The following is a 12,380-nucleotide window of genomic DNA, read 5'->3' as shown; positions in this document are numbered from 1 at the left end:
AACATCCGTTGCGCGGGTGCTACGTCGCCCATATCGACAGGGGCGCTCCGTATTGCCGGGGCTGAGATGGTGGGTGCAAGCCTTCGGTCCCTCAAGCTGATCTGGGTAATGCCAGCGGAGCGAGGCGACCATGTTTTCAGGTGCACAGATTTCCCTGTATCCGATGTGCGACGATTTCGTCGGCGTCATCCTTGGGGCGCTTTCGGCGCTCGATCCGTATCGACCGAATTTCCGCATCGAGACCGACGACATCTCGACGCTGATCGTCGGCCCGCCGGAACAGCTTTTCCCGGCCATGCGCGACCTCTTCGCATCGGCGGCGGCGAGTGGCGTGCATTGCGTGTTGTCGGCGACGGTGTCGCGCGGCTGTCCGGGCGAGCCTGACGATCCGATCTGCACACCGATTTCCGGCAGCAGCCACGAGCTGTCCCTGGCAGAGCGCATCGGCGCGGCGCGGGCGCATGTCGACAGTGCGAAAAAGCTCGGACAGGAGGTCGCCGCGCAGTTCTCGCTCTATCCGCTCGGCAAGGGCCATCACATGGACGAGATCTACGGCTGCATCGACTTCCTCAAGACTTCGGGCGTCTTCGACAGGTCGAAGAATTTCTGCACCAAGCTGAGAGGCGATGCCGGACCTGTATTCGCGACGCTGTCGGAAGCCTTCCTTCGCTTCGGCGCGCCGCAAGGCCATGTCGCGCTCGACCTCACCGTGTCGGCGAACAGCCCGAGCCCTTGTTAGGGCGTGTCGATATTCGGGGTGATGCCGGCCTGCGAGCGGCGGTTTCCTGCGATACTCACGCACCCAAAAAGTGCGCTCCGTTCCCGTTCTCGGACCCCACCATTCTCGGCTCGGCGACGACGTCGATCGGCCGGCCCTCGGCCGCCGCGTTCACCGCGGCGGGATCGCGCTCAGGTGATGTCTCAGTTTAACTTGCGGCTCACGACCCAGCCGACCTTGTGCAGTGCCGACCGCCGTTGATATGCTCGATCATTCCGTCAGCGGGGAAGGATGTTCGATATCTCGCGTCGCGACCTGACACTTGGCGCAGCCGGTGCTCATGCTGCGTTTGGGCTCCACAAGCCGATCACGTTTGTCGACGCGGCCCGCGCTCAACACGCCGTCGCTCAACCTTTCCGAAAATACAAGGTTGGCGACATTGAAGTCTTTTCTCTGATTGATGGCATGCGTGACGTTCCCCTGCGGGAGGGTATGGTCAGGAATGTCAGCGTCGAACAGGTCAAGACGGCGTTGCGTGGTGCCGGTTTCCCGACAATCAGGCGCCCCTGCGGTTTATCGTCATGGCGCTAAAGCTGCGCGATCAAGTGGTCCTGATCGACTCGGGTACCGGCGGTCATCCGATTTATGATGAGGGGAACGGCCGGCTATTCGAGAGCATGGCTGCGGCGGGCCTTGACCCCAAGGCAGTCAAGACAATCCTGATCTCCCATCTGCACGGCGACCACATTTATGGCCTCATGAACAATGAGAGCAATGCGCAGGTCTTCCCGGATGCCGACATCGTGGTGCCCGCCGAGGAATTGAAATGGTGGACGCGCCCGGGAGTCGAGTCGATCGATCTCGGACCGACGCGCAAGGGCCTCGCTCAGCGCATTCAGGCTACGGTGGCTACGTGGAAAAACGTCAGGACCTTTGAGGGAGAACCAGAACTCCTACCTGGCGTGCACGCCGTTCAGGCCCCCGGCCATAGCCCGGGAATGGTCGCGCATCTGGTCACCTCGGGCGGCAAACAGCTCCTGATCAGCGCTGACGTGGTCAATCTTGCGCCCCATGTTTCAACAAATCCCGAGTGGCAGCTTGCTATCGACCAGGATCCGCAAATGGCCGTCGAAACGCGAAGGAAGATCTTCGATCGCGCGGTCGCCGACAAGCTCACCATTTCGGGTACTCACTGGTTGATGCCGAACGTCGGCACGTTGTCCAAGGATGGCAACGGCTACGTATTCGCAGCCGACGGGTAATATCACAGTACCCGCTGCCAACTGGACGACGACGGCTGCCGTGCCGGACGAACCGGTCGGCGTCAGACGTCGAACGCAGAACCAAGCGAGAGCGATAATCTTGGCTATCAACGGGTCGCTGCGAGATCCGAAATGGCGTCTGGAACGACCACCAGCTTGCCGACGAAATCCTTGGCGATGAAATCCGCTTGGGCGCGGTGGAAATCGGAGAGCCTGTAGACGCCGCCGACCAGCGGCCGGATCTTCTTGTCTTCGATGTAGCGAACAATACGGCGGAAGTCGTGCCGCGTGCCCTGGCTCGAGCCGTGCAACTGCAACTGCTTGAGATACATGGTGCGCAGATCGAGCTGCACGACCGGGCCGGCAATTGCGCCGGCTGTGGTGTAGCGGCCTTCGGGCCTGAGGATGCGCAGCAGATCGTTGAAGATCGCGCCGCCGACCAGATCGGCAACCACGTCGATCGGCTGGCCGCCGGTTGCCTCATTTACCGCAGCCGGCAGGTCGGTCACACCCCGGGTGATCACCGCCTCGGCGCCGATGTCGAGCACGGCCTGTTCCTTGCCCTTGCCGACGACTGCATAGGGGACGGCGCCGCGCGCCCGCGCCAGCTGCACGATGCCGGAGCCGACGCCGCCCGACGCGCCGGTGACCAGCACGCGCTCGCCGGCCTTCAATGCGGCACGTTCCAGCATCTGCTCGCCGGTGAGATAGGCGCAACAGAAGGTGGCGAGTTCGACATCGGTCAACTCGGTGTCGACGACATGGGCGTTCTCGGCCGGCACGGTCTGATACTCGGCATAGCCGCCGTCACGGCCGTGGCCCATATAGTCGATGTCGGCGAGTGAATCGTCGTCGCGGTTGTAGATGGAGAAGTCGACCATCACCCGCTCGCCGATACGGTCCGGCGAGACACCATCGCCGACTGAGACGATGTGGCCGACCGTGTCGGTGCCCTGGATGCGCGGGAAGGTCAGCGTGTTGCCCTGACGCCGCCAGGTCGATACGGCGGCAGCATCTTCCTCCGTGCCATAGGCGCCCTGTCGCACCCAGACATCGGTGTTGTTCATGCCGCAAGCGGTGACCTTGATCAGCACTTCGTCAGGGGCGGGCGACGGCACTTTCACGTCGGTGCGGTAGACGAGCTTTTCCGGTCCGCCGTGACCAGTCAGCTGCACGGCGGCCATGGTGGCGGGGAGGGTTTTGGTCATGGCGTTCATGTCAGTTTTCAGATGTTGGCAAACACGCTCTTCACCGCATCCGCCGTCTTCGACACGACGATGTCGGCCTCTTCGCGCGTCAGGCAGAGCGGCGGCGCGAAGCCGAGAATGTCGCCTTGCGGCATGGCGCGGCCGATGACGCCGCTTGCCGCAAGGGCGGTAGCGACCTGCGGCCCGATCTTCTGCGAGGCGTCGAAGAACACGCGGTCGTCCCGGTCGGCGACGAACTCGATTGCCGCCAGCATGCCGTCGCCGCGGACGTCACCGACATGTTTGTGGCCGCCGACGGCTTTCGTCAGTTCGGCGCGGAAATAGGCGCCGGTCTCGCCGGCGTTGGTCACCAGGTCCATCTCGTCGATCAGCTCGAGATTGGCGACGCCGGCGGCAACGCAGATCGGATGCGCCGAATAGGTCCAGCCATGGCCTATGCTGCCGAGCTTGTCGGAACCCTGCACCAGCACCTGCCAGACCTTGTCTGCGACGATGACGCCCGACAGCGGCGCATAGGCCGAGGTCAGGCCCTTGGCGATGGTGATCAGGTCGGGCTTGATGCCGTAGTGGTCGGAGCCGAACATGGTGCCCAGCCGGCCGAAGCCGGTGACCACTTCGTCGGCGACCAGCAGCACATCGTATTTCTTCAGCACCGCCTGGATCTTTTCCCAGTAGAGGACGGGCGGCGGCACGATGCCGCCGGTGCCGAGGATCGGCTCGCCGATGAAGGCGGCGACCGTGTCCGGGCCCTCGGCCAGGATCATCTCCTCGAGCTTGTCGGCGCAGTGTTGGGAAAACTGTTCCTCGCTCATCGAGCGGTCGGCGCGGCGGAAATAGTAGGGCGCCTCGGTGTGCAGGATCGGCGCACGCGGCAGGTCGAAGGCGTTGTGGAACAGGTCGAGCCCGGTCAGCGAACCGGTCATGACGCCGGAGCCATGATAGCCGCGCCAGCGCGAGATGATCTTCTTCTTCTCCGGCCGGCCGAGCACGTTGTTGTAGTACCAGATCAGCTTGATGTTGGTCTCGTTGGCGTCGGAGCCGGAGAGGCCGAAATAGACCCTCGACATCCCTTGCGGGGCGCGGTCGATGATCATCTTGGAGAGCGTGATCGACGCCTCGGTGCCGTGGCCGACATAGGCATGGTAGTAGGCGAGGTTCTTGGCTTGCGCGGCGATGGCGTCCGCGATTTTCTGGCGGCCATAGCCGACATTGACGCAGTAAAGCCCGGCGAAAGCATCGATGCTCTTGCGCCCATTATTGTCCCAGATGGTGACGCCTTCGCCGCCGGCGATGATGCGGGTCGGGCTCTCGCCGCGCGCGTGGGTGCCCATATGGGTCGAGGGATGGAAGAAGTGGTCGCGGTCCCAAGCGGCGAGTTCGTTGGACTGGTCGAGCATCTTTTTTACTCCTAAGGAAAAGTGTGGGGCGCGGCTTAGGCCACATCCAGGCAGAGGTATTTGAGATCGGTAAAGGCTTCGAGCCCATGGCGCGAGCCCTCGCGGCCGATGCCGGACTGATTGACGCCGCCGAACGGGATCGGCGCGCCGGTGATCTTGACCCGGTTGATGGCGACCATGCCGTAGTCGAGCGCGCGGCCCATGCGCAACTGGCGGCCGCCGTTCTCGGTGACGACATAGGCGACGAGGCCGTACTCGGTGGCGTTGGCGCGGGCGACGACTTCCTCTTCGCTGTCGAAGGGCGTCACCGCGGCGACCGGACCAAAAGTTTCCTCGCGCATGATCAGCGCGTCGTCGGTGACATCGGCCAGCAGGGTCGGCTGGTAGAACAGCGGTCCTGCAGAATCGCGTTTGCCGCCGGTGAGGCAGCGTGCGCCATGGGCGAGCGCATCGGCGACCTGCTCCTCGACCTTCTTGACGCCGCGCTCGTGCATCAAGGGCCCGATGTCGGTGTCATCGGCCAGGCCATTGCCTGTACGCAACGCGTCGATGCGCCTGGCGAAGGCGGCGCAGAAACGATCGTAGATCGGGCGCTGGACATAGATGCGGTTGGCGGCGAGGCAATCCTGGCCGGACGTGGCGAATTTAGCATCGACGGCTATGGTCACAGCCTTGTCGAGATCGGCGTCGGCAAAGACGATCAGCGGCGCATGACCGCCAAGCTCCATCACCAGCCGCTTCATCGTCGGCGCACTTTGCGCGGCGATCAGCCTGCCGATCTCGGTCGAGCCGGTGAAGCTCATGGCCCGCACGCGAGCGTCTTCGCACATCCGCCCAACGATGGTCGAAGCCTTGCCGGTGAGAACGTTGAAGACGCCTGCCGGCAGGCCGGCGCGTTCGCCGAGCTCGGCCAGCGCCAGTGCCGATAGCGGCGTTTCAGACGAGGGGTGCGCGACGATGGTGCAGCCGGCGGCAAGGGCGGCGGCCGCCTTGCGGGTCAGCATGGCCGCGGGAAAATTCCACGGCGTGACGACGCCGACGACACCAAGCGGCTCGCGCCGCACCATCATCTCGGCGTTCGGCAGATGGCTGGTGACGCTTTCGGCGTTAAGGCGTTTTGCCTCCTCGGCATACCACTCGACGAAAGAGGCGGCGTAGTCGATCTCGCCAAGCGCTTCCCTAAGCGGCTTGCCCTGCTCGAGCGTCATCAAGAGCGCCAGATCCTCTTTGGCAGCGATGATCAGGTCGAACCATTTTCGTAGGATTTTCGAGCGCTCCTGCGGCAAAAGTCCGCGCCAGGCGGGAAAGGCGCGCGATGCCGCGTCGATCGCCTTGCTCGTCTGCCTGCTATCGAGCGCGGCAACCCAGGCAACGGTGGCGCTTGTGGCAGGATCGGTCACCTCGAAGCTCTCGGCGGCCTCACTCGCCGTCCAATGGCCGTCGACATAGGCGAGCTCGCGCAGCAGCCGGCGGTCGGCGAGGCGGTCGAGTGCATCATGGCGGTGTGGGCGGGCAAAATGCGCGGACATGTTCGAGGTCTCCCGATGTCGAGGCGATGCGGAGAGACTATGCGCGCGGTGCAGACAGAGAGACTGTTTCAACGCCGTTGCGTAGAGAGATTGTCTCTATTGCATCGCTCGGGCAGACGATCTCTCTAGCGTTACGACGACACCGGCAACAGATCCGCCACCGGTAAGACAATCTCCTCCTTCACCGTCTTGGTGACGATGTAGGTGAAATAGCGGTCGATGCCGATCTCGCGTTCGAGCAGGGCGTCGACCAGCCGCTGGTAGGCATCGATGTCGCGCGCCATCACTTTCAGCAGATAGTCGACGCCGCCGCCTACCGACCAGCAGGCGACGATTTCGGGGACGTCGCGGATGACGCGCTCGAAGCGGTCGAAATCGGCTTGTCGGTGGCTGGCCAGCGTCACCTCCATCAGTACGGTGGCGACCGGCGCGACGGCGCGCATCGCAACCTTGGCGTGATAGCCGGAGACGATGCCGGCCTTTTCCAGCTTGCGCAGCCGCATCCAGCACGGCGTCGGCGACAGGCCAACCTTGTCGGCCAGCGCCAGCTTGGTGATGCGCCCGTCGCGCTGGACCGCGTCAAGGATTTTGAGGTCGATCTGATCGAGTTTAGGTGCAGCCATGAGCGTCCACTTTTTTCGTCCCCGACACCATGACGGCGCATTATTTCGATTGTCAATTGCACTGATTTCGATCTCTAATATGTCATGACATTGTGGCATCCAGATCCCGCGCTCATCCGGCGGCCGGCCTATCAGTCGCTTGCCGACCAGTTCGCGCGCGCCATTCATGATGGCCGCCTGGCCAACGGCGCGCGGCTGCCGACACATCGCCGGCTGGCCGACGAATTGAAGCTTTCGGTGCAGACAGTCAGTCGCGCCTATGAGGAACTGATCCGCCGGGGCCTGGTCTCCGGCGAGATCGGCCGCGGCAGCTTCGTGCAGACACAGCGCCGCGAGCCGGAGCCGCCATACCTACCTGAGCGCCTTGGCGAGGTCATCGATCTCTCCATCCTGAAGCCGGTCTGCGAGCCGATGCATCTGGAGCGGCTAAAGCAGGCGTTGGGCTGGCTTGCCGAGAACCTGCCGTCGAGCTCGGCGCTGTCGTTTCGGCCGAACATGGTGTTTCCACGTCACCGCGCCGTGGCGGTCGACTGGCTGCGGCTCTGCGGTCTCGATGTGTCCGCGCAGAATGTTAGCCTGACCAACGGCGCCACGGCCGGGATGACGGTGGCGCTGATGAGCGTGGCGCCGCCGGGTTCGACCGTCGCCACCGAGGCGATCGGCCATCACACGCTGATCCCGCTAGCGCGCTATCTCGGCTTCAATCTCGAGGGCCTGCCGATCGACGACAACGGCCTGATCCCGGAGGCGCTCGACGAGGCGTGCCGGCTTTCCGACATCCGCGCCGTGTTCGTGCAGCCCTCGGTGATCAATCCAACCGCAACGCTTATGGACGCCGCGCGGCGCGAGCAGATCGCCGCGGTGGCGCGCAAGCACGACATCGCCATCATCGAGAACGACGTGCTCGGCCCCCTGGTCGAGGGCCGTCCGCCGCCGGTCGCCGCCTTCGCGCCAGAGCGCACGCTCTACGTTACCTCCTTCACCAAGATCGTGGTGCCGGGCCTGCGCATCGGCTACCTCGCGGCGCCCGATCGCTATGTCGCCGCCGTCGCCAATCGGCATCTCGTCTCCAACTGGATGGCGACGCCGATGGTGGCGGAGATCGCGACAAAATGGGTGACCGACGGCACGGCGATGGAGCTCGTCCGCTGGCAACGTTCGGCGCTGCGGCGGCGGCAGGAGATCGCCACCGAAGTGCTTGCCGGGGTCGACTACCGTGTCCATCGCGACGGATTGCATCTGTGGCTGCAGCTGCCCGGCGACCGCGCCGAGGAGAGTTTCGTCTCACAGGCCCGTTTGCAGGGCGTGGCGATCGCGCCAGGCACATCCTTCCGCATTTCGCAGGAGCCATGGCAGCCGGCAGTGCGGATCTCGCTGGGCTCGACCACCGAGGGGGAACTGCGCGCCGGCTTGAGCGTTGTCACCAAACTTCTGCTCGGCGATCCGGAGCATCTTCTGCTGGCGATCTAGGCAGACATTGCCGCGAAATTGTGCGGAGTCAGAAACATTGTCATGATATTATTTTCCTGATTGACATGATTTGGCGCGTTCCGCATCGTTGAAGGCACCAGGTTCTCCAGCACGGGGAAATTCATTGTCCGCGCCCATCATCAAGATCGACGGCATTTCGAAAAGCTTCGGCACCTTCAAGGTGCTGGACGGCCTGTCGATGCAGGTCATGCCGCGCGAGAAGCTGGCGCTGATCGGCCCGTCCGGCTCGGGCAAGACGACGATCCTACGCATCCTGATGACGCTGGAGAGGATCGACAGCGGCCACATCCAGATCGACGGTGAGCAGCTTTACCACATGGTGCGCAACGGCCAGTTGCTGGCCGCCGACGAACGGCATCTGGCAAGAATGCGCCAGAAGATCGGCATGGTCTTCCAGCTGTTCAACCTGTTTCCGCACAAGAGCGTCATCGACAACGTCACGCTGGCGCCGATCTTGACCAAGGGCATGCCGCGCGCCGCCGCCGAAAAGCGAGCGATGGAACTGCTCGACATGGTCGGCATGGCCGACAAGGCCAAAGCGATGCCGGCACAGCTCTCCGGCGGGCAGAAGCAGCGGGTGGCGATCGCCCGGGCGCTGGCACTGCAGCCCAGGATCATGCTGTTCGACGAGGTGACATCGGCGCTCGATCCGGAACTGGTCGAGGAGGTGCTGAATGTCTTGTGGCGGCTCTGCTCCGAGACCGACATGACCATGCTGCTCGTCACCCATGAAATGGGTTTTGCCCATGATTTCGCCGACCGGGTTTTGTTCTTCGACCGCGGCAAGATCGTCGAAGAAGGCAAGCCCGACGAGATTTTCCGCAATCCCAAGCAGGAGCGCACGCAAGGCTTCCTGAAGAAGATCATCGCGGCTGGACATCGCGTCTGACCGCCATGCCAGAGGCGGTAACGCCGTCCTCAAAGGCGGCGAAGCCGTCCCGTAACCAAACCGAGAACGACCAAACCAAGAAGAGACACAAGGAGTTGGGAACAATGAAGAAACTTGGCATTCTGGCCGGCGTGGCCGGTGTTGCACTGACCGCGATTCTGGCCGCATCGACCGCGGGATCGGCCGACGACAGCAAGCTCGAAGAGCTCAAGGCACAGGGCTTCGCCCGCGTCGCCATCGCCAATGAGCCGCCCTATACGGCGGTTGCGGCCGACGGCAAGGTTTCGGGTGCGGCGCCCGATGTGGCGCGTGAAATCTTCAAGCGCCTCGGCGTCAACGACATCGTCGCCTCGATCTCGGAATATGGCGCTATGATCCCCGGCCTGCAGGCAGGCCGTTTCGACGTCGTCACCGCCGGCCTGTTCATGAAGCCTGAGCGTTGCGCAGCGGTCGTCTATTCGGAGCCGGTGCTATGCGACGCCGAGGCGATGCTGGTGAAGAAGGGCAACCCGAAGGGCTTCAAGAGCTATGAGGATGTTGCCAAGGATGCCACCGCGACGATCGGGGCGCCGGGCGGCGGCACCGAGGAGAAGCTGGCGCTCACTGCCGGCGTGCCGCGTGACCGCGTCATCGTCGTGCCGGACGGCCAGAGTGGCCTGAAGATGCTGCAGGACGGCCGCATCGATGCCTATTCGCTGCCGGTGCTGTCGATCAACGATCTGGTCAAGAAGGCCAACGATCCGAACCTCGAAGTCGTCGCCCCGGTGGTCGGCGCGCCGGTCTATTGCGACGGCGCGGCCTTCAAGAAGGGCGACGAGGCGCTGCGCGACGCCTATGACGTCGAGCTGGCCAAGCTGAAAGAGTCCGGTGAATTCGCCAAGATCATCGAGCCATACGGCTTCTCGGCGGCGGCAGCGATGTCGACGACCCGCGACAAGCTCTGCTCGGCAAAGTAGGCGCCTTTTTCCTTCTCCCCGTTCACGGGGAGAAGGGGGTCCGAAGGGTCGGATGAGGTGTGGCACAAAGTTTTACGAAGCTGGCTCTGCCCCTCATCTGCCTGCCGGCATCTTCTCCCCGTGAACGGCGAGAAGGGGCCAAGACTACCGTCTCGCACAACTGTAAACGTTGGAAACTCTTGACTTCATGACCCAATGGTCCGGCTATTTCGGCCTGATATTGCAGGGAGCGCTGATCACCATCGAGCTGACGCTGATGGGGTCGGTGCTTGCCCTGGTCATGGCCTTTCTCGCCGGGCTGGGGCGGCTGTCGCGTTTTTTCGTCATTCGGGCGCTGGCCACCGCCTATATCGAATTCTTCCGCGGCACCTCGATCTTCGTCCAGCTGTTCTGGGCCTATTTCGTGCTGCCCTTCATCGGCATTTCGCTGACGCCGCTGCAGGCCGGCGTGCTGGCGCTCGGCCTCAACGTCGGCGCCTATGCGGCGGAGGTAGTGCGCGGCGCCATCCAGTCGATCGGCCGCGAACAGTACGAGGCCTGCACCGCGCTCAATCTCGGCCGCTGGCAAGCCATGCGTCATGTAATCCTGCCGCAGGCGCTGCTGGTCATGCTGCCGACCTTCGGCAACAACGCCATCGAATTGCTCAAGGCCACCGCCGTGGTTTCGCTGATCTCGCTCACCGACTTGACCTTCCAGGCGCAAGTGGTGCGCTCGCAGACCGGCAACACGCTGGTGCCGTTCACCACAATCCTCATCATCTATTTCGCCCTTGCGCTGATCATTTCTTGGGGTGTCCGATCGCTTGAAAGGCGCATGGCGCGCGGCCTCGACGGGGTGCGTGTCTGATGGATCGGGCCTCATAATGGAGTGGGATTGGAATTTCGTCTGGGAGATCATGCCGACCCTGATCCAGGGCGTGAAGATCACCATCCTGGCGACGCTGCTCGGCTCGGTTCTGGCTGCGATCATCGGGCTGGCCATCGCGCTGGCGCGGCGCTCGCCGAACAAGACCTTGTCGCGCACCGTCGGCTTCCTCGCCGAATTCATCCGCGGCACGCCGCTGCTGGTGCAGCTCTATTTCATCTTCTACGTGCTGCCGGATATCGGTATCCTGCTGCCGCCGCTGGTGGCGGGCGTCATCGGCCTCGGCCTGCATTACGGCACCTACACGGCCGAGGTCTACCGCGCCGGCATCGAGAATGTGCCGCGCGGCCAGTGGGAAGCCGCCAAGGCCTGCAATCTGAACGCCAGGCAGACCTGGACCCACATCATCATGCCGCAGGCGATTCCCCCGATGATCCCGGCGCTTGCCAACTACTTCATCGCCATGTTCAAGGAGACGCCGCTGCTTTCGGCGATCACCGTGCTGGAACTGATGAACCAGGCCAAGAGCGTCGCCAACACCTATTACCGCTACGTCGAGCCGATGACCTTGGTCGGCGCTTTCTTCCTCGTCATCAGCCTATTCTCGGTCGTGCTGCTGCGCTGGCTGGAACGCCGCTACGGCAAGATCGAGAGGTAGTCTTTTATGAAACACTTGCCCGAAATCAGACTGACGCCGACACGGCCGGCGCTCGACGCCCGCCCCCTGGAAAAGCGCGTCGGCCTGATCATCCTTGCCACCGACCATACGACCGAGCCGGATTTTCGTCGCATCGTGGCAAGCGACCGCATCGGCGTCTATGTCGCGCGCATCCCATACGCCAATCCGACGACGCCGGAGAATTTGCGCAAGATGCAGCCGTCGCTGACCGCGGGCGCGGCGCTCATCCTGCCCGACGAGCCACTCGACGCGATCTGCTATTCCTGCACGTCGGCCTCCGTGGTTATCGGCGATGCCGAGATCGAGGCGGCGGTGCAGGCCGCCAAGCCCGGCGTGCCCGTGGTCACGCCGCCGATGGCGGGGGTGCGTGGCTTGAAGGCGCTGGGCGCCAGGACGATCAGCATTCTCACCCCTTACACGGTCGAGACCAGCCGGCCGATGGCGGACTATTTCGCGGCGCACGGTTTCGAGATCGCCAGCTTCACCTGCCTCGGCTTCGAGGACGACCGCGAGATGGCGCGGATTGCGCCAACGTCGCTGGTCGATCTGGCGCGCGAGGCGACCGATGCGCAAGCGGACGCGTTGTTCGTCTCCTGCACGGCGCTGCGGGCCGCACTTGCTGTGGTCGGCATGGAAGAGGCGATCGGCCGTCCGGTCGTGACCAGCAACCAGGCAACGGCCTGGAACTGCCTGCGGCTTTGCGGCGACGACGAGCCGCGCGCTGAATTCGGCCGTCTGATGACGCTGCCGTTGGGACATTGAG

General features: G+C 63.7%; 13 protein-coding genes and 1 riboswitch. Of the genes, 9 read left to right on the top strand and 4 right to left on the bottom strand.

Features of this window, described 5'->3' with window-relative positions; all coding sequences use genetic code 11:
- Positions 1-28 precede the first annotated feature (28 nt).
- Positions 29-140: riboswitch (TPP riboswitch) on the top strand.
- From EOC94_RS20560 to EOC94_RS20550, 3 genes are all read left to right on the top strand, one after another.
- Positions 131-739 carry a YkoF family thiamine/hydroxymethylpyrimidine-binding protein gene (locus EOC94_RS20560; RefSeq protein ID WP_127293085.1) on the top strand — a complete coding sequence of 203 codons (609 nt, stop codon included), beginning with the start codon at positions 131-133 and terminating at the stop codon, positions 737-739. (Overlaps the previous riboswitch by 10 nt.)
- 270 nt (positions 740-1,009) lie before the next feature.
- Positions 1,010-1,309, top strand: coding sequence for a hypothetical protein (locus EOC94_RS20555; protein WP_127293083.1), 300 nt, complete (start codon positions 1,010-1,012; stop codon positions 1,307-1,309).
- Positions 1,300-1,980, top strand: coding sequence for an MBL fold metallo-hydrolase (locus tag EOC94_RS20550; protein WP_127293081.1), 681 nt, complete (start codon positions 1,300-1,302; stop codon positions 1,978-1,980). The genes EOC94_RS20555 and EOC94_RS20550 overlap by 10 nt, the downstream gene beginning before the upstream one ends.
- A gap of 107 nt (positions 1,981-2,087) precedes the next feature.
- Here the strand turns inward: EOC94_RS20550 and EOC94_RS20545 are convergent, their stop codons facing one another.
- The 4 genes from EOC94_RS20545 to EOC94_RS20530 form a co-directional block, all read right to left on the bottom strand.
- Positions 2,088-3,197: an alcohol dehydrogenase family protein gene (locus EOC94_RS20545; RefSeq protein ID WP_127293078.1), complete on the bottom strand. Its 1,110-nt coding sequence runs from the start codon at positions 3,195-3,197 to the stop codon at positions 2,088-2,090.
- Between the two features lie 8 nt (positions 3,198-3,205).
- The gene (locus EOC94_RS20540; RefSeq protein ID WP_127205531.1) at positions 3,206-4,585 is read right to left on the bottom strand and encodes an aspartate aminotransferase family protein; all 1,380 of its coding nucleotides are present in this window, start codon (positions 4,583-4,585) and stop codon (positions 3,206-3,208) included.
- Between the two features lie 35 nt (positions 4,586-4,620).
- On the bottom strand, positions 4,621-6,114 hold the full coding sequence (locus EOC94_RS20535) for an NAD-dependent succinate-semialdehyde dehydrogenase (protein WP_127293076.1): 1,494 nt from the start codon (positions 6,112-6,114) through the stop codon (positions 4,621-4,623).
- A gap of 131 nt (positions 6,115-6,245) precedes the next feature.
- On the bottom strand, positions 6,246-6,737 hold the full coding sequence (locus EOC94_RS20530; protein ID WP_127293074.1) for an Lrp/AsnC family transcriptional regulator: 492 nt from the start codon (positions 6,735-6,737) through the stop codon (positions 6,246-6,248).
- Between the two features lie 84 nt (positions 6,738-6,821).
- Here EOC94_RS20530 and EOC94_RS20525 point away from each other — a divergent pair, with 84 nt between their 5' ends.
- From EOC94_RS20525 to eutA, 6 genes are all read left to right on the top strand, one after another.
- Positions 6,822-8,207 carry a PLP-dependent aminotransferase family protein gene (locus tag EOC94_RS20525; RefSeq protein WP_127293072.1) on the top strand — a complete coding sequence of 462 codons (1,386 nt, stop codon included), beginning with the start codon at positions 6,822-6,824 and terminating at the stop codon, positions 8,205-8,207.
- Positions 8,208-8,331: 124 nt separating this feature from the next.
- Positions 8,332-9,117: an ectoine/hydroxyectoine ABC transporter ATP-binding protein EhuA gene (ehuA, locus tag EOC94_RS20520; protein WP_127293070.1), complete on the top strand. Its 786-nt coding sequence runs from the start codon at positions 8,332-8,334 to the stop codon at positions 9,115-9,117.
- Between the two features lie 104 nt (positions 9,118-9,221).
- Positions 9,222-10,073, top strand: coding sequence for an ectoine/hydroxyectoine ABC transporter substrate-binding protein EhuB (gene ehuB, locus EOC94_RS20515; protein ID WP_127293068.1), 852 nt, complete (start codon positions 9,222-9,224; stop codon positions 10,071-10,073).
- A gap of 187 nt (positions 10,074-10,260) precedes the next feature.
- On the top strand, positions 10,261-10,920 hold the full coding sequence (gene ehuC / locus EOC94_RS20510; protein WP_127293066.1) for an ectoine/hydroxyectoine ABC transporter permease subunit EhuC: 660 nt from the start codon (positions 10,261-10,263) through the stop codon (positions 10,918-10,920).
- 16 nt (positions 10,921-10,936) lie between these two features.
- On the top strand, positions 10,937-11,596 hold the full coding sequence (gene ehuD, locus EOC94_RS20505; protein WP_127293159.1) for an ectoine/hydroxyectoine ABC transporter permease subunit EhuD: 660 nt from the start codon (positions 10,937-10,939) through the stop codon (positions 11,594-11,596).
- Positions 11,597-11,602: 6 nt separating this feature from the next.
- Entirely contained in the window at positions 11,603-12,379 is a 777-nt protein-coding gene (gene eutA / locus EOC94_RS20500) for an ectoine utilization protein EutA (RefSeq protein ID WP_127293064.1), read from the top strand.
- Position 12,380: the final 1 nt, after the last annotated feature.

It is taken from the genome of Mesorhizobium sp. M6A.T.Ce.TU.016.01.1.1 (genome assembly GCF_003997065.1).
GTDB classification, from domain to species: domain Bacteria; phylum Pseudomonadota; class Alphaproteobacteria; order Rhizobiales; family Rhizobiaceae; genus Mesorhizobium; species Mesorhizobium mediterraneum.
Note: the sequence above shows the minus strand (reverse complement) of the source record. Positions and strands in the feature narration are given on the sequence as shown.